The organism is Nocardia sp. NBC_01388, assembly GCF_045040085.1.
Taxonomy (GTDB): Bacteria; Actinomycetota; Actinomycetes; order Mycobacteriales; family Mycobacteriaceae; genus Nocardia.
In genome coordinates, this window is sequence record NZ_CP109553.1 from 6,582,920 (window position 1) to 6,605,057 (window position 22,138).

The 22,138-nt window shown below is 65.5% G+C and carries 16 protein-coding genes; 8 read left to right on the plus strand and 8 right to left on the minus strand.

What is annotated here, in order from left to right:
* Positions 1–7: 7 nt before the first annotated feature.
* The 3 genes from OG716_RS31650 to OG716_RS31660 all read left to right on the plus strand — a co-directional run bounded on the left by OG716_RS31650 (position 8) and on the right by OG716_RS31660 (position 3,131).
* A complete protein-coding gene (locus tag OG716_RS31650) occupies positions 8–412 on the plus strand; it encodes a DUF397 domain-containing protein (protein WP_405134133.1) in 405 nt (134 codons plus the stop codon).
* A 215-nt stretch (positions 413–627) separates the two neighbouring features.
* A complete protein-coding gene (locus OG716_RS31655; protein WP_405134134.1) occupies positions 628–2,610 on the plus strand; it encodes a M13 family metallopeptidase in 1,983 nt (660 codons plus the stop codon).
* Positions 2,607–3,131: an AAA family ATPase gene (locus OG716_RS31660; RefSeq protein WP_405134135.1), complete on the plus strand. Its 525-nt coding sequence runs from the start codon at positions 2,607–2,609 to the stop codon at positions 3,129–3,131. Before OG716_RS31655 ends, OG716_RS31660 begins: the two co-directional genes overlap by 4 nt.
* 952 nt (positions 3,132–4,083) lie before the next feature.
* Here OG716_RS31660 and OG716_RS31665 read toward each other — a convergent pair.
* From OG716_RS31665 to OG716_RS31685, 5 genes are all read right to left on the minus strand, one after another.
* A complete protein-coding gene (locus OG716_RS31665; protein WP_405134136.1) occupies positions 4,084–5,571 on the minus strand; it encodes a DUF222 domain-containing protein in 1,488 nt (495 codons plus the stop codon).
* Between the two features lie 83 nt (positions 5,572–5,654).
* The gene (locus OG716_RS31670) at positions 5,655–6,734 is read right to left on the minus strand and encodes an ABC transporter ATP-binding protein (protein ID WP_405134137.1); all 1,080 of its coding nucleotides are present in this window, start codon (positions 6,732–6,734) and stop codon (positions 5,655–5,657) included.
* A 21-nt stretch (positions 6,735–6,755) separates the two neighbouring features.
* Positions 6,756–8,075, minus strand: coding sequence for an ABC transporter substrate-binding protein (locus OG716_RS31675; RefSeq protein WP_405140038.1), 1,320 nt, complete (start codon positions 8,073–8,075; stop codon positions 6,756–6,758).
* Between the two features lie 49 nt (positions 8,076–8,124).
* Entirely contained in the window at positions 8,125–8,916 is a 792-nt protein-coding gene (locus OG716_RS31680; RefSeq protein ID WP_405140040.1) for a carbohydrate ABC transporter permease, read from the minus strand.
* A gap of 68 nt (positions 8,917–8,984) precedes the next feature.
* Positions 8,985–9,914, minus strand: a complete 930-nt coding sequence (locus OG716_RS31685) for a carbohydrate ABC transporter permease (RefSeq protein WP_405134138.1) — start codon at positions 9,912–9,914, stop codon at positions 8,985–8,987.
* Between the two features lie 382 nt (positions 9,915–10,296).
* Here OG716_RS31685 and OG716_RS31690 point away from each other — a divergent pair, with 382 nt between their 5' ends.
* Positions 10,297–14,100, plus strand: coding sequence for a BTAD domain-containing putative transcriptional regulator (locus OG716_RS31690; RefSeq protein ID WP_405134139.1), 3,804 nt, complete (start codon positions 10,297–10,299; stop codon positions 14,098–14,100).
* A 137-nt stretch (positions 14,101–14,237) separates the two neighbouring features.
* A complete protein-coding gene (locus OG716_RS31695) occupies positions 14,238–15,476 on the plus strand; it encodes an FAD-dependent monooxygenase (RefSeq protein WP_405134140.1) in 1,239 nt (412 codons plus the stop codon).
* Between the two features lie 244 nt (positions 15,477–15,720).
* Here OG716_RS31695 and OG716_RS31700 read toward each other — a convergent pair whose 3' ends face one another.
* Both OG716_RS31700 and OG716_RS31705 read right to left on the minus strand, forming a co-directional pair.
* Positions 15,721–16,617, minus strand: coding sequence for an Ig-like domain-containing protein (locus OG716_RS31700; RefSeq protein ID WP_405134141.1), 897 nt, complete (start codon positions 16,615–16,617; stop codon positions 15,721–15,723).
* A 296-nt stretch (positions 16,618–16,913) separates the two neighbouring features.
* Complete coding sequence (locus tag OG716_RS31705; protein WP_405134142.1) at positions 16,914–18,296, minus strand: cytochrome P450; 1,383 nt, start codon at positions 18,294–18,296, stop codon at positions 16,914–16,916.
* 136 nt (positions 18,297–18,432) lie between these two features.
* Between OG716_RS31705 and OG716_RS31710 the strand changes: the two genes are divergently transcribed.
* The gene (locus OG716_RS31710; protein WP_405134143.1) at positions 18,433–19,080 is read left to right on the plus strand and encodes a hypothetical protein; all 648 of its coding nucleotides are present in this window, start codon (positions 18,433–18,435) and stop codon (positions 19,078–19,080) included.
* A 199-nt stretch (positions 19,081–19,279) separates the two neighbouring features.
* Here OG716_RS31710 and OG716_RS31715 read toward each other — a convergent pair whose 3' ends face one another.
* A complete protein-coding gene (locus OG716_RS31715; RefSeq protein ID WP_355125260.1) occupies positions 19,280–19,945 on the minus strand; it encodes a serine protease in 666 nt (221 codons plus the stop codon).
* 454 nt (positions 19,946–20,399) lie between these two features.
* On the opposite strand from OG716_RS31715, the gene OG716_RS31720 reads away from it, so the two are divergent.
* Positions 20,400–21,269, plus strand: coding sequence for an MlaE family ABC transporter permease (locus OG716_RS31720; RefSeq protein WP_405134144.1), 870 nt, complete (start codon positions 20,400–20,402; stop codon positions 21,267–21,269).
* Between the two features lie 5 nt (positions 21,270–21,274).
* Complete coding sequence (locus tag OG716_RS31725) at positions 21,275–22,138, plus strand: ABC transporter permease (protein WP_327142917.1); 864 nt, start codon at positions 21,275–21,277, stop codon at positions 22,136–22,138.

Below are 22,138 nucleotides of genomic sequence, written 5' to 3' on the forward strand. Positions count from 1 at the left end.
GAGACACATGCGAGACGGTAAAATGCTGCCCATGTTAAATACCGCGCAGTATCGGCCGGATTCCACCGACTGGTTCACCTCTACCCGGACCAATAATGGAAATCAGTGTGTAGAGGTCCGTTTCGATGGTGATGCGGTGCTGATCCGTGACAGCAAGTTCCGGCGCAACCCGGCGCATCGCGGCCAGGCCGAGCCCATCATCACCGTCACCGCCGCCGACTGGATGGCCTTCCTCGCCACGGTGCCGGGGCGCCATACCGGTTCCACCACTCTCGTCGCGTACCCGTCCCCCCACGGCGGGGCCACGCTGGTTCACGGTGAGACCTCGCTGGTCTACACGCCCGGTGAGTGGGCCGCCTTCGCCGCCGGAGTCCGCGACGGCGAGTTCGACCGGATCGCACTCACCGCGTGAATTCTCGCCCCAAGTTCGTGGCCCGCCCGGTTCTGGACTGAGTGGAGCGGGGGAGCGAAGCGGAGGAGCGGAGGGAGGGAAGAACCGGGTAACAGGGCCACGACCCGCCGGAGCGAAGCGGAGGCAAATCAGACACAGCACCCGCCGGGGCGAAGCGGACGCAAATCAGACACAGCACCCGCCGGGGCGAAGCGGAGGCAATTAAACTCAGCGGCGTGACTTCGCAGCTGAACAATCCCTCCGGTATCGACCTGACCTTCCGTAACGAGGGCGTGCGGGTGCAGGACGACCTGTTCGCGCACGTCAATGGTGATTGGCTGGATAAGTACGACATACCGTCGGACAGGGCGGTGGACGGTGCGTTCCGCAAGCTCTACGACCAGGCGGAGCTGGACGTGCAGCGGATCATCCAGGAGGCGGCTGCCTCCGATGCCGCGCCAGGCAGCGAGGGCCGCAAGGTCGGTGACCTGTACAACAGCTATATGGACGAGGCCGCCATCGCGGCCGCCGGTCTGACCCCGATCGCGGACGAGCTGGCCGCGATCGCCCAGGTGCGTGATCGCAGCGAATTCGCCGCCCTCATCGGCCGCCTGCAGCGCCACGGCGTCGGTGGCCCGATCGCCTTCTACGTCGACACCGACGACAAGGATTCGAACCGTTACCTGGTGCACACCAGCCAGTCCGGCATCGGCCTGCCGGACGAGTCGTACTACCACAAGGACGAATACGCCGAGATCCGCGACAAGTACGTCGCGCACATCCGCCGCATGTTCGAGCTGGCCGGCGTGGACTACGACGCGCAGCGCGTCTTCGACCTGGAGCAGAAGCTGGCCGCCGGGCACTGGGATGTGGTGCGCCGCCGCGATGCCGAAAAGAGCTACAACCTCACCACTTTCGACGCGCTGGCCGCCGAGCACCCCGAATTCGACTGGACCGCCTGGACTTCCGCCATTGCCGAGGGTGTCGACCGTTCCGGCAGTGAGCTCTTCGCCGAATTGGTGGTGCGCCAGCCGGACTACCTGCGTACCTTCGCGCAGACCTGGGCGCTGGAATCCCTGGACGACTGGAAGGCATGGGCGGCATGGCGTGTCGTGAAGGCCCGCGCCTCCTACCTGACCGATGATCTGGTCGAGGCGAGCTTCGACTTCTACGGCCGCACCCTCACCGGCGCCCCGGAGAACCGCGAGCGCTGGAAGCGCGGCGTGTCCCTGGTGCAGGATCTGCTGGGCGAGGCCGTCGGCAAACTGTATGTGGAGCGCCACTTCCCGCCGGCCGCGAAGGCGCGCATGGTCGAGCTGGTGCAGAACCTGCAGGAGGCCTACCGCCGCAATATCTCCGATCTGGAGTGGATGGGCGCCGACACCCGGCAGGCCGCGCTCACCAAGCTGGAGAAGTTCACCCCGAAGATCGGCTATCCGGACGAGTGGCGCGACTACTCGGCGATCGTTGTCGACCCGACCGATCTGGTGGGCAACTACCGCCAGGGGTACGCCGCCGAGAACGATCGCGATCTGAACAAGCTCGGCGGCCCGGTGGATCGCGCCGAGTGGTTCATGACGCCGCAGACGGTAAATGCCTACTACAACCCCGGCATGAACGAAATCGTCTTCCCCGCAGCGATTCTGCAGCCTCCGTTCTTCGATATGAATGCGGACGACGCCGCCAATTACGGCGGTATCGGTGCGGTCATCGGCCACGAGATCGGCCACGGCTTCGACGATCAGGGTTCGAAGTACGACGGCGACGGCAATATGATCGACTGGTGGACCGAAACCGATCGCAGTGAATTCGGTAAGCGCACAAAGGCTCTCATCGATCAGTACAACCAGTTCTCCCCGAAGGACCTGTCGGACGACCACAAGGTCAACGGCGAGTTCACCATCGGCGAGAACATCGGCGACCTGGGCGGACTGACCATCGCCCTGGAGGCGTACCGGATCTCCCTGGAGGGCAAGGACTCCCCGACCCTCGACGGGCTCACCGGCCTGCAGCGCGTCTTCTTCGGCTGGGCGCAGGTCTGGCGCACCAAGGCTCGCCCCGAGGAGGCCATCCGCCGCCTGGCCGTCGACCCGCACTCCCCGCCGGAGTTCCGCTGCAACGGCGTCGTCCGCAACCTCGACAGCTTCCACGAGGCTTTCGATGTGAAGCCGGGCGACGAGCTCTATCTGGATCCCGCGGAGCGCGTGAAGATCTGGTGACCGCAGCCGTCTATCTGATCACCGGCATCCAGGCCGCCGGGAAATCGACTGTCGCACAGGCGCTGGCGGAGCGATTGCCCCGCTCAGCGCATGTGCGCGGTGACGCCTTCCGCCGTTTTGTAGTGAACGGCCGCGAGGACATGCGCCCGGACCCACCGGCGCAGGCGCTCGAACAGTTGCGCCTGCGCCACCGGCTGGCCGCCCAGACCGCCGACGCCTACGCCGACGCGGGCTTCACCGCTGTCGTCCAGGACGTGGTGCTGGGCGACTTCCTCCCGTACTTCGTCGACCAGATCCGTACGCGCCCAAGATATGTAGTGGTCCTGGCCCCCCACCCCGACGCGGTCGCCGCCCGAGAAGCCGGCCGGGCCAAGAAGGCGTACGGCCCCTTCACCGTCGCAGACCTGGACACCGGATTGCGCACCACGACCCCGCGCCTCGGATTATGGCTGGACAGTGCGGATCTCACCGTCGACCAGACGGTGGACGCAATCCTCGAGCAGTCGCACCCACTGCCCTAGCGGGACCCCCAGGTGGCGATTGCCGGCCTGCGTCAGCCGATCCGCCACTAGCGGACACGTACCACCGCATAGGTAGGTGTTTTGTTCTCGAGAACGTCACCACAGCCGGTCGACCCCGCTGGTACCGCAGGTATCCCTCCCAACTGCGGGAGGTCAACCGGGTACGGCTCCCCACGTGCCCAGCACGGCCATCTCGGGCTTTGCCCGCACCCTCTTGCTGATCAACCCTGTCCGGGACGCAACCAACCCAGGTGCACCGACTGTTTCGGCATAGAACCGTCGGCAACCGGCGACGACACAGCGGGTCTCTCACAGCACAACGGGTTTCGAGGCCGAGGCAGGTCGGTGTACCTGGGCTGGTTGCGTCGAGGGGTGGTGTTGGGTCTCTGGGTGCGGGCAGGGCCCGGGATGGCCGTGCTGGTGGCGTCGGGTGGGGTACCCGGTTGACCTTCCGCGGTGACGAGGGGAGCTGCGGTACCAGCCGGAAGACTGGTTGTGGTCCGGTTTCAGAGATAAAACACGAAAAGACGAGGACCCGAAAGACCAAGGGCCGCCTGGAGAGAAGGGATCGAAGAGAAAGAGCCTGGAAGACCCGGGCTGGCAGTGTTCGTGGTGTTCGCGGTGTTCGCGGGATCGGCGCTGGTGGTGGTGGGGTAGCGCGAGGTTTCGGGTGGTCGGTGGGCGATGGTACGGGGGTGCAGGGTGATTCGGCACGAGTGTCGCATCGGCAGGATCAATGTGATGGTGTTTGCGGTGTGAAGCCTGCTGTGTGGGTGGGGTTCCGGGTGGAGGGTGGACTCACGGGGGCGCGAGCCACGGCTGCTGCTGGTCCATCCGGTGTAGGTTCCGCTCTGCTCGTTCGCCTCTCGAGGTGCCCGTGGAACCTTGGTGGGCAACGGGTTGTGACACCGTCAGGATCAGCCTGACGGTGTCAACGAGGGGGTGTGGTCCGCTATTCGCGGGTGGGGGTGGTTGTGCGGGCATCGAGCCATGCCCGCCGTCGCTCGCGTTGCGACCGTTCCCGGGCCCGGATCTCGTTCAGGGCACCGGCCATCAGTTCACCGGTGTGGTGCAGGTGATTGACCTGCGGGGCCCCGGTGGGGTCGATGTGGGGTGGGGCGATCCACCCGGTCCGGCCCGGGAACTGGGTATCCTCGCCCATGACAATGGTTTTCCAGCCCCCGGGCCCGTCGTGGATCATCGCGTGGCACCCATCGCACGCCAAGGTCAGGTTGTCGATGTCGGTGGGGCCGCCTTCGGCCCATCCGGTGACGTGATGAGCGGCCGAGATCGAGGCAGGAGCACTGCACCCGGGTCGGGTGCAACCCTTGTCGGAGGCGATCAGCGCCAGTCGTTGTGCGGGAGTGGCCAACCGGTCTCGCCCGCGCCCCAAATACAGGGGCAGTCCGGCCTTGTTCAACACCACCAACAACGGTCGGGTTCCGGAGGCCAGTTCCAGGGCTTGCGGGATGGTCAGGGTGCCCCCGGTCGCGGTGGTCGCGATCCCCGCACCCCGCTCGAGGTCTTCCAGGCGCATGACGATGATCGCTTCCACGGGCAAACCGCGGTGGGAGCCGAGTTTGGGGCGGTCGAGCTGAAACCGCAGCACCGCCAACAGGGCATCATGGTTGCGTTGCGCCGCACTGCGGTTATCGCGTTCGGCGGCGGCTTTCAGTTTCTGGCGGTCGAGGGTGCGGTCGGCGACCTTCGGGCTGTGCGGATCGGCCGGGTTGCACATGCCGGGGCGGGCGAATTTGGCCAGCAACGGTTCGAGGATTTCCCGCAACGGCTCGGTGATCTCCCCGATCCACGGCGACATCCCGTCCGCACGCTTGCGCCCGAGGGTGAGCCCGCGCATGCGTTCACGGTCCTTGTCCTGGGTCAGGGTGCCGTCGGGGTCGATGTTCGCCAGGATGACCTCACCCAGATCGAGCAGTTTGTCCGGGCTGTCGGTGCGGGCGTAGGTGGTCAAAACATCTTGGGCCAGGTCCTTTTGGCCGGGGTCGGCGGCACACGGGATGCGCTTGAGGACCTGCGCGATCCGCCGCACATGATCGACCGAGATCTCCCCGGCGCGTTGGGCTTCGGCGACATACGCCAATTCCGGTTCCAGGTCCCCGCCGAGCGCTGGTTGCGGGCTCAACTGTTTGGCGGCGTTGACCCGCGAGACCGCATCAGCGTGGCTCAATCGCAGGGTTTGTTCCAAGAATTTGATCGGGGACGCCGATCCGGCACGCGCGGCCAGGGAGCGGGTGCAGGTTTCGGTGACGAACCGGTGCTTGACGGCTTCGAGTTTGCGCATGCTGGTCTCGACTTCACGCATCACTGCGATGAATTCCTCGTCCAGCAAGGGTGTGAGGGAGGCATCGAGGAGGTTTTCCACGGCGGTATCGAGTGCGTGTGCACTCGATACGATGGCGGATTCTCCCCCCGGATTCATGCCTCCATTCTACCGCCGAAAAACAGACCCCAACAGGCGAAAAATATTGTGATATAAGGCTATTCAGAATTCCGATTTGTCCTTTATCGAATTCGCAGTTCGCTCAACGCGTCGAAAAAGAACACCTCTTCTCGCTTGGGAGCAAGTCGCAACCGATCACCCAGTGCAACCTGGAACCGACGATCTACTCGAGCGACGATTCTGCCGGTGCGACTGGACCATTCATCGTTCACACCGTGCGAATAGAGGAATGACTCCGATCCCAACTCCTCGAGCAACTCGACCTCGACTGCCAGTGAATTCTCCGGATCGGTGGTTACCTCCCACGATTCCGGGCGAATCCCCACCACGACACGATCCCCTGACACACCGTGCGGCAACGGAATTCGCAAATCGTTCAACTCGGCAGCACCGTCCCGCACCGGCGCGGTGAGCAAATTCATCCCGGGCGACCCGATGAAACCGGCGACAAACGTATTCACCGGATCGTCGTAAAGCTCACGCGGAGCGGCGATCTGCTGTAACTTGCCGTCCTTCAGCACCGCGACCCGATGCCCCATGGTCATAGCCTCGACCTGATCATGCGTGACGTACACCGTGGTCGTTCCGAGCCGCTTCTGCAACGCCGCGATCTGCGACCGCGTACTCACCCGAAGCTTGGCATCCAGATTCGACAGCGGTTCGTCCATGCAGAACACCTGCGGGCGCCGAACGATGGCTCGCCCCATGGCAACTCGCTGTCGCTGCCCGCCGGACAGCTTGGCGGGCTTGCGGTCCAGGAGCTCCTCGAGCTCCAGCATCGCCGCCGCCTCTTTGACCCGAACCAGGGTGTCGGCCTTGCTCATCCCGGCATTGCGCAGCGCGAATCCCATATTGTCCGCGACTGTCATATTCGGGTAGAGCGCATAGCTCTGGAACACCATGGCCACGTCCCGAGCGCGCGGCGGCAGCCCGGTCACCTCGACACCGCCGATGCGAATGTGCCCGGAAGACACCGCTTCCAGGCCCGCCAGCATGCGCAGACTGGTGGATTTGCCGCAGCCGGACGGTCCGACGAGTACCAGGAATTCGCCGTCGGCGATATCCAGGTTCAGGTCTGCCACCGCGGGGCCGGGCGCACCCGGATAACTGAGGGACACGCCCTCGAACTGCACAGTCGCCATGCCGGCGGGTCTCCTGACTGATTACTTGGGCAGCTTGGGGGTGATCTGCCGGTCGATGATGGTCTGCAGTTGGGTGGTGATATCCGCGAAAGCCGCTGTCACATCCCGGTTCTGCAGGCCGATCTGCTCCAGGCCGGTGCCGATGATCTGGTCGCCGCCGGGCACGAAGACGCGGGCGAAGTCCTGCGACTTCGTCAGTGCCAGCTGGTCGATGGCGGTCTTGGAGTTGGGGTTCTTCGCCAGGAAGTCCTGCTCGGTCGGATCCTGCAGCGCCGACTTGCGGACCGGCATGTACCCGGTGGCCTGCGAGAAGTACGAGGTATTCGTGGCATTGGTGATGAACTCGATGAATTTGAGCGCATTCTCCTTGCGCGCGTCCGAGATGCGGGACGGGATGGCCAGGCCCGCACCACCGGTGGTCGCGCCGGGGCCGCTCGGGTGCGGGAGGAACGCGGTGCCGAATTCCAGTTTGCCCGCGGCGTTCTGCTTGACGCCCTTCAGGTCACCTGTCGATGCGATGGCCGAGCCGACAACACCGGTGCCGAAATCGGTGACGATCTGCGAGCGGATGCTCGCGTACTTCTTCACATTGATCATGTCGCTGAAGAACTTCCCCGAGGCAATCGACTTGGGGTCGTTGAACTTCAGCTTCCAGTCGTCGGAGTAACCGCCGCCGAAGGTCCACATCGGACCCTGGAACGTCCAGCCCAGGTAGTTCACGGCGTCGCCCCAGCCGTGCGCCCACTTGTCACCGCCCATGACCTGCTGGATCTTCGGACCCCACTCGTCGAATTCCGGCCAGCTGTTCGGGCCGCGGTCGGGCAGACCGGCCTTGGACCAGACATCCTTGTTGTAGTAGAAGATCTGGGTCGAGCGGGCGTACGGCAGCGCGTAATGCTTGCCGTTGAACAGGTAGTCCGCGGCCAGCGTGTCCACGTAGTCGTCGAGTTTCACACCGGCGGAACCGAAGTGGCTGTCCAGCGGCTCGAGGGTGCCGTTCAGCGCATAGTTGAACCACCAGACATCCGACAGCACAACCACATCCGGCAGGTCCCCGCCGGACAGCGCCGCATTGAACTTCTGCGACACCTCTTCATAGTTCTTGCCGGCGTCGATCAGCTTGACCTTCAGATCCGGGTACTTGGCCTGGAACCTGTTGATCAGCTCGTTCTCCTGATCCTTGGACGTGCCGGGGTGGTTGGACCAGAAGGTGATGGTGTTCGAGTCACCGCCCTGCTTGCCGCTGCTGCCGGTTCCGGCACAGGCGGTGAGCGCGAGCCCGGCGGCGGCCGCACCGGTGAGACCCAGGAACCCGCGTCGCGACAGGGCGCGGCGGGCCATGGATTCGGCAGAGGTTCGTGCTTCCGACACGGGAATCTCCTTCTGGGACTTAACCCTTGACCGCACCGGAGGTGAGGCCCTTGATCATGTGACGCTGTAGCGCGAGGAAAACGATGAGAATGGGGAGCATGGTGAGCAGGGTTCCGGCCATGACCGGACCCCAATTGGTGACGCTGGGGTTCTCGGTGTTCTGCAGCAGCGTGAGCCCGACCGGCAGTGTCGCGACTCGGGAGTCGTCCGCCATGAGGAACGGCCACAGGTATTCGTTCCACTCGTTCACCATCGTGACCACGGCGAACGCGACCATGGTCGGCCCGGACATGGGTAGCACCACCCGGGTCAGCAGTCGCCACCAGCCGGCGCCGTCCATGCGCGCGGCCTCGATGACCTCGGCGGGCAGCGACAGGAAGTGGTTGCGCATGAGGAAGGTGCCGAAGGCGACCCCGCACAGCGGAACGATGATGCCCTGCAGCGTGTTTCGCCAGCCCAGCTGCGCGATGAGCGCGTAGTTGGAGATGACGGTGATCTGATTCGGCACCATGAGCGCCGCGATGATCACCAGGAACAGCACCGTCTTACCCGGAAACCGCAGGAACACCAGGCCGTACGCGCTGAGCACGCCCAGCACGAACTTCACCGCCGAGATGATGACGGTGACGATGATCGAGTTCCGCAGGAATGTCGTGAACGGCAGGGTCGTGGTGGCGTCCCGGTAATTCTCCGGATGCCAGCTGTGCGGCCAGTACACCGCCGGATTCGTGTAGATGTCCGGCCGCGCCTTGAACGAGGTGATGAAGATGTAGAACAGCGGCACGCCGACGACGATCAGCACGCACACCATGGCGGCATAGCCGAAAATCGTTGCCCAGCGGGCATTGTCGAGATTCTTGGTCGTCGCCCCGAGCCGCTTCACTGTTCGCCCCGATCCATGATGCGCACCTGTACGAGCGTCACGATCAGCAGCACCACGAACATGATGGTGGCGACCGTCGCGCCGTATCCGGCCCGGAAATTCCGGAACGATTCCTGATAGACCTGGAACACCATGGTGGTGGTGCCGGTGCCGAGCGGCCCGCCGCGCGTCATCACATTGATGATGTCGAAGACCTGCAGCGAATTGAGCAGCACGGTGATGGACAGGAAGAACGTGGTGGGGCGCAATTGCGGCAGCAGCACCCGGGTGAAGGTCGTCCACCGGCTCGCGCCGTCGATCTCGGCCGCCTCCATCAGATCGGCCCGAACCCCTTGCAGCGCCGCCAGATAGATGACGAACGTATAGCCCAGGTTCTTCCAGATGTAGGTGACCGTGATCATGAACATGGCCCAGTGCGGGTCCTGGTAGAAGTCCGGAATGCTGTGCACCCCGACCTTGTGCAGCAGGTCCTGCACCATGCCGATGCTGGGATCGAAGAGGAAGCGGAAGGCCACGCCGATGGCCGCGCCGGAGATGACGAACGGCGCGAAGACCGCGGACCGGACCACATTGCGGCCGAACAGCTTCCGGTCCAGCAGCAGAGCCAGTGCCAAACCCAGCACCATACTGCCGATGACGGCGGCCAGCGTGAAGACCACGGTGTTGCCTACGATTTGCCAAGAATCGTGGCGGCCCCACCACTCGCGATAGTTGCCCAGGCCGACGAAGGTGGCGGTGGTATCGGAGATATTCCAGTCGAAGAACGACAGGCGAATATTGTCGATCAGCGGCCGGTACACAAAAACCGACAACAGCACCAGGTTTGGCGCGACGAGCACGGTGAAGAGCGCATAGTCCTGCCAGGGTCTGCCGCGCCAGCCACGTCCCGGGGGCTGCGGTAGTACTCGTTCAGGACTCGACTTCACCCGCGCAGCGTGCCGGTTGCGGTCGACTAGCCGGTAACGATTAGATGCTGGGCGGTTGAATAGTCGGCGCACAGGCGCAACCGACTGTTCACCGGACGCACCCGCTGGTGGCGCGGACATGCGCCGAATCGTACGGCGGCACATGGCCTTTCATGGGAGGAATGGCACCGAGACGACAATCTGGAGAATTCGGACGCGACATCCTCGATATGTCGACTGCACTCCCGCACGCACGCGATGGCAGCCGGCGTCACCCCGCACCCATCCCACCAGCCTTGTCATCCCGGCATGCTTTTGGCCGGGATCCACGGAGACGGCTAGTCGGACCGACCTCACCTGTGGTGAAGAACTACGCCCCGGCGCTCCGGGCATACTGACCATCGTGCAGTTCGGGATACTCGGATCCATTGAAGTGCGGCGAGCCGATGGAACCCCGATCGCTGTAGGCGGCCCGCAGGTGCGGTCGCTGCTGGCCCTGTTACTCCTCGACGCCGGGCGGCTCGTCACTCGCGAGCGATTGATCGACGGCCTCTACGGTGAAGATCCGCCGGGCGATGCGGCACATGCCCTGCAGTCGCAGGTATCCCGCCTGCGCCGTGCGCTGCGGAACGGCTCGGGCGCACAGCTTGACGAGTCGGGTGCGCAGGGTGGCTCGGGTGCGCAGGGTGGCTCGGGTGCGCAGGGTGGCTCGGGTGCGCAGGGTGGCTCGGGTGCGCAGGGTGGCTCGGGTGCGCAGGGTGGCTCGGGTGCGCAGGTCAGCTCAGGTGCGCAGGTCAGCTCAGGTGCGCAGGGCACCGGCTCGGGTGCGCAGGAATTCGTTGAATCCTCATCTGCCGGGTATCGGCTCGCGGTAGATCCGCAGGTGGTGGACGTGCACCGCTTCGCCAAGTTGGCCGAGGACGGGCGGAATGCGCTGCGCGATCGGGATGCCGCTGCCGCAGTCACCTTGCTCGATGCGGCGATGACGCTCTGGCGAGGTCCCGCTCTGGCGGAGGTCTTGGACTCTCCGTTCGCCGAAGTACAGGCGGCGCGGTTGAACGAGGCCCGCCTGGAAGTCCTGGCCGATCGCGCCGAAGCAGCCCTGACGCTGGGCGACCATCACGCAGTGGTGTCCACACTGCCGGAGCTGGTCGCCCTGCATCCGCTGCGGGAGCGGTTGCGCGCCTTGCTCATGCGCGCACTGTACGCGGCGGGCCGACAGGCGGACGCGCTCGAATCGTTCGAGCAGGGACGGCTGCTGCTCGCCGATGAACTGGGCGCCGATCCGGGCGCCGAGCTGGCCGAAGCACACCTCGCGATCCTGCGGGCCGATGCCGCGCCCACCGCTGCCCTGCGTCGGCTACCCGCGCAGTTCACCAGCTTCGTCGGCCGCGAATCGGAACTGGCACAGCTGATTCCGCTGCTGGCCCAGTCACGCCTGGTGACGCTGATCGGCCCGGGTGGCACCGGCAAAACCCGGCTCGCGCTGGAGGCAGGCGCCGGAGTCCGCGGTGACCGCTGCCTGGTCGAACTGGCCGCCCTCACCGACGGCGCACAGCTCGCCCCCGCTGTCATCGCGGCCCTGGGCGGAAGGGACGCAACCCAATCCGGCCACCGCGACCCCGAGGCCCAACTGCTCGCCCTCCTCACCGACCGTCCCCTGCTGCTCATCCTCGACAATTGCGAACACCTGGTGCTCGATACCGCCCGCCTGGCCCACCGCCTCCTGCTCTCCTGCCCCGCCCTGCGCATCCTGGCCACCAGCCGAGAACCCTTGAGCATCACCGGCGAAACCGTCTTCCACGTCCCCCAACTCCCGGTCCCCGCCCCCGAAGCCCGCCTGGCCGGCCAACTCCGCAGCCCCGCCGTCCGCCTCTTCGCCGACCGCGCCGCCGCGGCCCGCCCCGGCTTCACCGTCGACGCCGGCACCATCACCGCCGTATCCCGCATCTGCACCCGCCTCGACGGCCTCCCCCTGGCCATCGAACTGGCCGCCGCCCGCCTGCGCACCCTCGGCCTCGGCGACATCGACGCCCGCCTGGACAACCGCTTCCGCCTCCTGTCCCGAGGCGACCGCACCGCCGACCCCCGCCACCAAACCCTCCAGGCCGTAGTCGCCTGGAGCTGGGACCTCCTCGATCCCCCCGAACAACAACTGGCCCAACGCTTCGCAGTCTTCTCCGGCGGCGCCACCCTCGCCGCAGTCACCCGAATCTGCGGCTCTCTCGATCCAACCGGCCATCCCGCGGCCAGGCTGACCGCACCTCCGGCGCATCTGTCGTACGACGCCGACTGGGCCGAAGCCGACGAACTGCTCCCAGCACTGGTCGATAAATCCCTGATGACAGTGGTCGACGGCCGCTACCGCATGCTCGAGACCATCCGCGAGTTCGCCCTCCGCCACCTCACCGAATCCGGCGACCACACAACCCTTCTCCGAGCCCACGCCGAGTTCTACACCGCCCTGGCCGAACAAGCCGACCCAGCCCTACGCGGCCCAGACCAGCTCACCTGGCTCTCCAACCTCACCGCCGATCACGACAACCTCCAAGCCGCCCTGCACTGGTCCGTCCACACCGATCCCCTACTGGCCCTGCGGCTGATCGCCGCACAATCCTGGTACTGGTGGCTGACCGGCCGCTCCGGCGACGCTCCCGAGCTAGCGAATCACCTCCTCGCCCAGCTGTATTCGAACCTCCCTCCGCGATCCCCCGATTCCCGCGTCCCAGCCGACATCGAAGCGCCGCATACTCCACCGGCCGGCCTACAGGAGACAATCTGCCCGCCGACCGGCGCCGATACCGCTGCGCCGGGCAATGGTTCGTGCTGCGCTGCCGGCGTCCGTGCAGCGCAGCGCCCACCCGTCTCCGCCGAGGACTACGCCCTGTGTGTCGCGGTTGCTGCGCGAGGTGGTGCGCTCGCCACGCCATCCGCTGCGCAGCCGGCCCCAACCGGCACCGATACCGGGGCCGAGAGCGAGCGCGTCCCGCGAAACGGGGAGCCTGCCCCCGCGATGGGCGGAGGTCGCACCGCAGACGAACGTGCCACGCCCCTTGGTGAAGCGGCGGTATATGCCCCCGCATCTTCTACTGCCGATGCCGTCGAAAACCGCCCGGCGAGTGGCGACCGTGCTGGGGAGGCCGACCGATACGTTGCGGAATCAGGTTCTCGTTCTGTGGCGATCGATGGGGCGACGCCGATCGAGCGGGCGGCGGCGGGAATCGCTGAGCTGGCGGGGCCGCTGCGGCGGCCGCATGTGGTGTTCTTGTTGGCGCTGGTGGGTGGGTTGATACCGGGGGATCCGGAGGAGTTGCAGGGGTTACTCGGGGCTGACGATTGGCCTCGGGCGTTCGAGCGGCTGGGGGCTGGGCTGGGGTTGTTCATGTCGGGGCATGCGGTCGAGGCGGAGCCGGAGTTCCTTGCGGCGCTGGGCGGATTCCGGCGAACCGGGGATCGGTGGGCCATTGCGGCTACGTTGGACAAGCTTGCCGCGGTTGCCGATCTGCGGGGTGATCGCGCGGGTTCGCTGGCGCTGATCGATGAGGCCATCACGCTCGGGACGGAGCTGGGGATGGTTGCCGACGCTGCTGACCTGCTGAATCGGCGTGGCGATATCCATGCGCGCAATGTGGATTCGGAGCAGGAGCGCGATGCCGCTCGAGCGGACTATGAGCGCGCGGCTGAGCTCTCCCGGTCTATCGGCGCAACAGATATGCGCGCCAATGCTTTATGCGGATTGGGCGACATCGCACGCCGCACTGATCAGGACGTGGCGCGGGCGCGGTACGAGGCGGCGCTGGCACTGCCCGGCGGTGATTCGATCGGCTCGGTGGAGGCGCGTGTTCGCGCGCTGATCGGTCTCGGTTGGCTGGCGATCGCCGAAATAGCGCAGACACAGAGGTTTTCGAGCCATCGCGAAGCGCTGGAACTGGCGCTTGCGAGCAGTCTGCCGCCATTGGCAGCGGGTGCTGTCGAGGGCGTGGCCGGTGTGGCGCTTGCCGCCGGGGACACGGAACTGGCGGCGACCCTGCTGGGTGCCGCCGAGGCTCTGCGCGGTGTCGCTCTTGCCGGTGCTCCAGAAGCAGTGGATGTGGCGGTTGCTGCCCGGAAGGCCCTGGGCGGACTACTTTTCGATGCCGCCTACCGCCGCGGCGTCGCATTGTCACCGGATCAGGTGCTCGCCCTTGTCGGCAGCTGCGAACTTTAGCTGCCACACCCTGGATCCGCGGAGAGCGCTCTAGCTTTCACAGCTAGGGATCGGCGTATAGCCCCTGCTCACCAGCCGGTGAGCGGCGGTGAGCCGATGGTGAGTGGTTGGTGAGGGGTGCGGCAGATGCTTCTCTCATGACAACGAAGCGGCAGTTCACCAGCAAGACCGTCCTCATCTCCGGCGCCGGCGTCGCGGGCCCCGCTCTCGCCTACTGGCTGCACCGCTACGGCTTCGCCGTGACAGTGGTGGAGGAAGCCCCGGCCCTGCGCGAAGGCGGCTACAAGGTCGACATTCGCGGCACCGCAATGGAGGTCGTCGACCGCATGGGCCTGCTGCCGGAGATCGAGCGCGCCTCCACCGCCATGCGCGGCGGCGACTGGGTGGACGCGTCGGGCAAGACCCTGGCCACTCTCGGCCCGGACCTGATCGGGCTGCGCGGCCCCCGCGACGACGAGGTGCTGCGCGGCGATCTCGCCCGAATCCTGTTCGACGCCACCAAGAACGACGTGCAGTACCTGTTCGGCGACTCGATCGCCGATCTGACCGAGGAGGCCGACGGCGTCTCGGTGCGCTTCCGGCACGCCGCACCCCGCGTGTTCGACCTGGTGATCGGCGCCGACGGCATGCATTCCACGGTGCGCCGCAGCACCTTCGGCCCGGAGGCGCAGTTCGCCAAGCACACCGGCATGGCCGCCTGCGTGATCTCGGTGCCCAACTACCTGAACCTCGACCACTGGGAGCTGGTGCACCCGACACCCGGGCAGATCGTGCAGGTGTACAGCACGCAGCAGCATTCGGCGAAGGCGCAGTTCATCTTCCGGGCCCCGGAAGCCCTGCCCGAGCGCGGTGATATCGCCGCCCAGCAGCGAGTGGTCGCCGAGGCCTTCGCCGATGCCGGCTGGGAGACGCAGAACCTGTTGCGCCTCATGACGCAATCACCGGACTTCTACTTCGACTCGGTCAGCCAGATCCACCTCGAGCGCTGGTCCAGGGGCCGTATCGCCCTGGTCGGCGATGCCGCCTACAGCCCGTCCCCGCTCTCGGGCCAGGGCACCAGCATGGCCCTGGTTGGCGCGTATGTCCTTGCCGGAGAGCTGAATGCCGCCCACGGCGACCACACCATCGCCTTCGGCAACTACCAGACCCGCATGACCGAATATGTCGACCTGAACCTCACCCTCGGCTGGAACAACGCCAACCAGATGGTCGCCGCCGACAAACGCGGCCTCAAAATCCAGACTACGGCCCTGCGCGTCATGCGCCGCCTCCCCTGGAAGGGCATGGCCCTGCGCTCCATCATGAAGCCCCTCAACCACGCCTCCAACGGAATCACGCTCGCGCAGTACGCCCCCACCACCCAGCACCTCGCCTGAGTGTCGGCGCGATGCCGCCCGCCGGCCTCGACCGCACGGCACCCCTCCGTCCCGCCACGCACTTACCGGTCTGCCGCGCAAGGAATCTGCGGCAATCCGGTGAGCGGACCACCGAACAAGTGCGCGGCGGGCCGTGTCGAAGACGTGGCCCGGCCGCTGGGCCAGCTACCTCCCCCGAAACAACCGCAGGCCCCGCCCATAATGGGCGGGGCCTGCGAAAGTTCTTGCTGGGCTAGGGCTTCCCCTAGTTCCAGTCGCCCCAGCCGTCGCTGGTGCTGAAGGTGCCGCCGCTGGTGTTCTTCACAACCACCGGATCACCCTTCTTCACATTGTCGAAGTACCACTTCGCATCGTCCGTGCTCACATTGAGGCAGCCGTGCGAGCTGTTGGAGTAGCCCTGCTGCGCGACGCTCCACGGAGCGGCGTGAATGAAGATGCCGCTGTTGGACATGCGGGTGGCGTACTCGACCTCGAGCTTGTAGCCCTGCGGATCGGTCGTCGGCACACCGTAGGTCGAGGAATCCATGATCATCTTGCGATTGCGCTCGCTGACGATGTAGGTGCCGTTGGGCGTCTCGTGCCCGGTCTTGCCCATGGAGGTGGGCATGGTCTTCACGACCTCGCCATTGCGGGTGACCACGATCTGGTGGGTGCTGTCGTCCGCGGTCGCGATGAACTCGTCGCCGATCTCGTAGGCGACCTTGGTGCCGCCGCCCTCGACGGTGACCTTGGTGCCCGACGGCCAGAAGTCCTCGGGGCGCCAGCGAACCTGCTTATCGCCCATCCAGTAGAAGTGACCGTCCACCTTGTTGGTCGAGGTGATCCGGATCGCCTTCTCCGCACCGGCGTGATCGCTGACCGGATCCTTGAAGTTGATGATGACCGGCTGCGCGACGCCGACCACGTCCCCGTCGCCGGGGCTGATGTTCGGGGCCGCGAAATTGGCCGGCGGCAGCGGCGAATTGGCGCCGGGCGCGGTCGGCAGATCGCCGGGCGCCGGCTGCGGCATGACAGCGGAGGGCACACCCGGAATCTCCGGGCCGCCCGGCCATAGCGGGGTCGCTGAGGCGGGCGCTGCCACCACGGCTCCGGTCGCCGCAATGACGGCGAGGGAAATCAGTCCGTACCGGGTGATGCGCACAGCTCTCGGTCCTCTCGATCCTCGTTCAACACGCAGATTGCGGGCGCAGTCCGCCCGCTGTAGGTCCCAACCCCGCATCCATTACTACCGTGCGAGCAGAGGCATTCCAATTGGCTTGTGGCAGTTATTCATACCGACCCACTGGTGTGGTTCAGGTCACTCCACTGTCCACGGGCGAATCGCTGGCGCATTAGCGCCGTTCGCATCGGCGATTCCCGAAACGGGTCGCGGGTGTATCCGGCGGCGATGTACCCGCATACTCAAACCTGGATGTGAGGCAAATCACTGGAGTCGCATCAGGCTTCGAGAGTCTCGAAGGTAATGGCCGCATGCGGACCGGTCGCAATATTGTGCGGCACGGTCCACGGCACCCGGCGGCGCGCGAAGCGTGGCGACAGCCGCAACCGCACAGCACCGAGCACCGTGGCCAGCACGATCCGCAATTCGAAATCGGCCAGCGACGCCCCGACACAGCGCCGGTGCCCGCCGCCGAACGGTGCGAACTCGAACGGACCGTAGCGGCGTTCGAGAAACCGCTCGGGATGGAATCGCTGTGGCTCGCTCCACACTTCGGGGTCGGTGTGCAGCAGCTGTACCGACAGCCCCATCGTGTCCCCCGCCACCAGCGCGGTGCCGCGGAAAACGAAATCACCGGTGAGCCTGCGCAATACGATCGGCACCGGTGGATGCAGGCGCAGCGTCTCCTGGCACACCGCATCCAGATACGGCAGTTTCGCGACCTCGATCGGATCGAGATCCGGTCCGGCAGCAGCGAGTTCGGCGCGCAATCGCGCGAGCGTTTCCGGCGACCGGTGCAGCCGGTACAGCGCCCACACCAGCACGGTCGCCGTGGTTTCGTGCCCGGCCACCAGCAGGGTGCGCAATTGTTCGCGCAGGTCGGTGTCGGTCATGGCGCTGCCGTCCTCGTACTGGGCCTGCAGCAGCATGCCGAGCAGATCCTGGTCGGCGACCGCGCCGCCGCTCTCGGCCGCGCGCCGGCGCGCGACCTCGGTATCGATCAAGCCGTCGAGTCGATCCCGCGCGGTCTGGAAGCGCTCCCAGCCCGACAATCCGAACATATTGCGCCGCAAAGCCGGTATCGCGAACAGCGGTGTGCCGAAGGAAGTCAGAAATTCCGTTGTGGCCGACGTGTATTCGGCGAGCAGCTCGGGTTCGTCGATACCGAAGACCGCCGCCAGAATCACCCGTAATGTCATGGCCCGCGCGGCATCCCGGGCATCGATGCGCTCGCCCGGCCGCCAGGCCCGCCCGGTGCGCTCGCCCGCCAGTTCGTCTCGGGCGGTATCGCGAATGACTGTGCCGTAGGCGCTGATTCGATTCCGATGGAACGCGGGCACCAGCACCGCGCGCTCCTGCCGATGTCGTTCGCCCCGCGCCAGAATGAGCGAGGCCGGTCCTACCATCGGTTCGATGGGGTTCGGCAGCGGCGGCGCCAGCAGTTCGACCGGCGCCCGGAACAATTCGCGCGCACCCTCGGGCGTGCCGGTGAAGACGACCGCCCCGAAGGACGGGAAGCGCATCAGAAAGGGATCGCCGTGCCGCTCGACCCGGCGGCGGAAGTACCGCTCGAGATCGGCGCCCGCGGCCAGGGCATGCAGCAGCACCAGCCGAGGTTGGTGCAGCGCCTCGGGACCGACCGGTTGGGCGGCGGTACTCATGCTCTCCTATACGTATTCACTACTACCCGGGTTCGACTCGAACCCTGTGTGCGGGCTGTGAGTCGACGGTGTCCGATACGTCGTGTATGCATGGCAAGACTCAAAGCTTGGTGTACCTCAAATTTAGGACAAGTTCGTGTTGCGTCAGCAGATCTCCGCCCGGATCGCCGTCCCGGCCCTCTCCGCCGCCGCCCTGCTGCTCGCAGCCTGCGGTTCCACCATTTCCGGCAGCCCGGTAGCGGCTCCCCCCGGACTGGACTCGGCCATCTCCACGACCAAGGCGCCCGGCACCACGCCGAAGCCCACCGGCAAGCCGGGCCCCAGCGGCAAACCCTCCACTCCGCCCGCCGACCGCGGCGGCGATACCGACTTCCAGGCGAGCATCGGCGACTGCGTGAAACTCGGTGGCACCACCGACAATGCCACCATCAAGCACGCCACCTGTGGAAGCAAGGACTCCAACTACAAGGTGGTCGCCAAGGCGCCCACCAATTCCCAGTGCCCCAGCGACGTCGACCAGGCGTACTACGAGACCCTCTCCGGTGTCGAGACCGGCGCGATCTGCCTCGACATCGACTGGGTCGTCGGCGACTGCCTCGATCTGGGCACCAAGGGCAGCGGTGACGACCCCAAGCGGATCGACTGCACCACCCGCGGCGCGGCCGACGGCGTCAAGGTGCTCTCGATCCTGAAGAACAGCAACAGCGTCGACGACTGCAATGTCGGCAACCAGGGCTATGTATACGACGAGCGCAAACTCGTCGTCTGCGTCGCCACCCTCTGAGGCAGCTCCCAGAACTGCGAAGCCCGGCCGGACATCTTGTCCGGCCGGGCTTCTCGCACTTGTGCAGTGCCCCTGCGTTCGCGGCCCGTCTCGTTCTGGACTGAGTGGAGCGGGGGAGCGAAGCGGAGGGAAGAACGAGACTCCCAGGGCCGCGAACCCGCCGGAGCGAAGCGGAGGCAGAAAATACAGCGGAGGCGATTTATACAGGGTTGTATCCGGAGCCGATCTGGCCGCGTCCGTTCAGGTCTCCCATGATCGAGGACATATTCGTCCCGACCTCGGGGCCGAAGCAGGCGAGGGCCAGGTAGGCGTTCACCATGCCGACAAGGGTGGTGCCGACAACGACCGGAGCCCCGGAATCGCCCTCCACCACACACATCTGACTCCACGTCTCGACATTGGTCGCGAAGACGTCACCCCACGAGAGGCCACAGGTATTACCGGTGGTCCGTCCCTCTTTGCACACGATCATCGGGAAGTTCGGCGGCCCGCCGATTCCGGTGATAGCCACATTGCCGATGCGATTCACCGGAATGACCCGATCCGGGAAGAACTCGATGACCGCGTAATCCAGATCGTGATTGGAGTACACGAACTTCCCGATCTGCCCTGCGCCGCGATCCTTTTCGGCGAACACCTGAGCCCCGGGGTCACCACAGTGTCCCGCGGTGATGCCGACCAGCCGCCCGGCCCCGTCGTGACCGATGGTGGTCACGGTGCACTCGAACATGTCATCGATGACGATGCCGGAGCCACCACCGATGACTGCCGGTGCGGGATCGGCGTTCGCAGCCCCGGCGCCGAACATCGCGGTGCTCACGGCAAAAGCGAAGACGCCGGCCATACCGGCGAGTTTCCTGATCATGTCCCTCCAGACGTCGGAAGCCGCTCGAAAAAAGCTGCGGAACACATCCTGTCAGTATTCGTCCCGCAAGGCTGCTTGTACTGCCACATGTTGCGCAGCCGTGTCCTGCGCGCGTTGCACAGTGATACCGAGTTGGATGCAGTTATGGGATTTATGCATAACTCGACCGGATTTCCGATAAATTCTCTCCCATTAATTCTTACCCAATGGGGCTTCACTTCAACCGAAACGTCTCTGCCCATACTCAGAAATTAGAACAAGTTCTAGATGTCTGCCTGGTTCTTTGGGTTGTGAACCAACCGTGATGTGCCTGTTCACAACCGTTCAGAGAAAGTGATCCGCCTCTATGACCGGAACCACAACGCCTGGTGTGTTTTTCCTAACTCCGTAGTAAGGTGCGTCAAGCAAACAGTCGCCGGTGGCGGGTAACCCGGCGTCGAGAGGGGTAGTCAGAGTGCAGTTGACGAAGAGTCTGGACGGGCAGGGGAGCCCAACGGAGTCAAGGGTTAATGCCGCCGTCGGCTGGGCCAAGGGGTATTGGGAGGACCATCCCAAACGGTCGCTCGAGACCGGCGGACGGATGATGGCGATGGGAGTCGCCGCCGTTGTCGAACTGTTCGTGGCGATCTTCCGGAAACGCTTCCCTTACGCGGAGTTCGTCAGGCAGTGCGCCTTCATGGCGAATGTCGCGGCGGCACCCACACTGCTGGTTGCCATTCCGATCGGTGTCATCGTCTCCATTCAGGTCGGCTCGGTCGCCGGACAGGTCGGAGCGACCTCCTTCATCGGTGCGGCCAACGGCCTCGGCATCATTCAGCAGGGTGCGCCACTGGTCACCTCGCTGATGATCGCCGGCGCGGTCGGCTCCGCCATTTGCGCCGATCTCGGCTCTCGCACCATTCGTGAAGAGATCGACGCCATGCGCGTCATGGGCGTGGACCCGCTGCGCCGCCTGGTCGCCCCCCGCCTCGGCGCCGCCATGCTGGTCTCCGTACTACTGTGCGGCTTCGTGGTTTTCGTCGGCTTCCTGACCGGCTACGTCTTCAATATCTTCGCCCAGGGCGGCACCCCCGGCTCCTACGTCGGCACCTTCGCCTCGTTCGCGATCACCACTGATCTTTTTGTGGCGCTGCTGAAGTCGCTCATCTTCGGCCTGCTCGCGGCGATCATCGCCTGCGACGCCGGCCTGAATGCCCGCGGCGGCCCCGGTGGCGTCGCCAACTCGGTGAACACCGCCGTGGTCATGTCCGCCGTCATGCTCTTCGGCGTCAACCTGATCCTCACTCAGGTCTACAACTCCCTCTTCCCACCACAGATGGTCTGAGAGTCGTGTCAGCAACGTATGTTCCGCCGCTGCTGCGGCCGTTCCAACGGATCAAGGGCGTCGCCACGTCGCCGCGCGACTTCATTGCGCGCATCGGTCACCAGGTCTTCTTCTTCCTGCGCTCACTCGGCTCCATGCCGATGGCGTTCAAGCAGTACCCCAAGGAAGTCTGGCGACTGCTGTCCGATGTCACCTGGGGCAACGGCAATCTCATCGTCGGCGGCGGCACCATCGGCGTGGTGCTCATCCTGTCGGCATTCGGCGGTATGACCGTCGCCATCCAGGGCTACACCTCGCTGAACCTGCTCGGCCTGAGCCCGCTCACCGGCGCCATCTCGGCATTCGCCACCACGCGTGAGCTCGGCCCGATGCTGGCCACCCTCGCCTTCGCGGCGCAGGCGGGCTGCCGGTTCACCGCACAGCTGGGCGCCATGCGCATCTCCGAGGAGATCGACGCACTGGAATCGGTTGCCATCCGGCCGCTTCCGTACCTGGTGAGCACCCGGATGATCGCGGCCATGATCGCGATCGTGCCGCTGTACTGCCTGGCCCTGCCGTTCGCGTACATCTCCTGCTCGCTGACCGTGCAGTTGATCGGCGGCACCGCGTCCGGAACATTCCAGCACTACTTCTATCAGTTCCTGGTACCGGTCGATGTGCTGTACTCACTGCTGAAGGCGATCATCTTCGTCGCGATCACCACGTTCATCCAGTGCTACTACGGGTTTTTCGCCTCGGGCGGCCCGGAGGGCGTGGGTGTCGCGGCCGGTCGCGCCATCAAGTACTGCATTATCGCGGTGGTCTTCGCGGACCTGTTCATCACCTTGGCCATCTGGGGCGTCAACCCCGGAATCCGGATCTCGGGATAG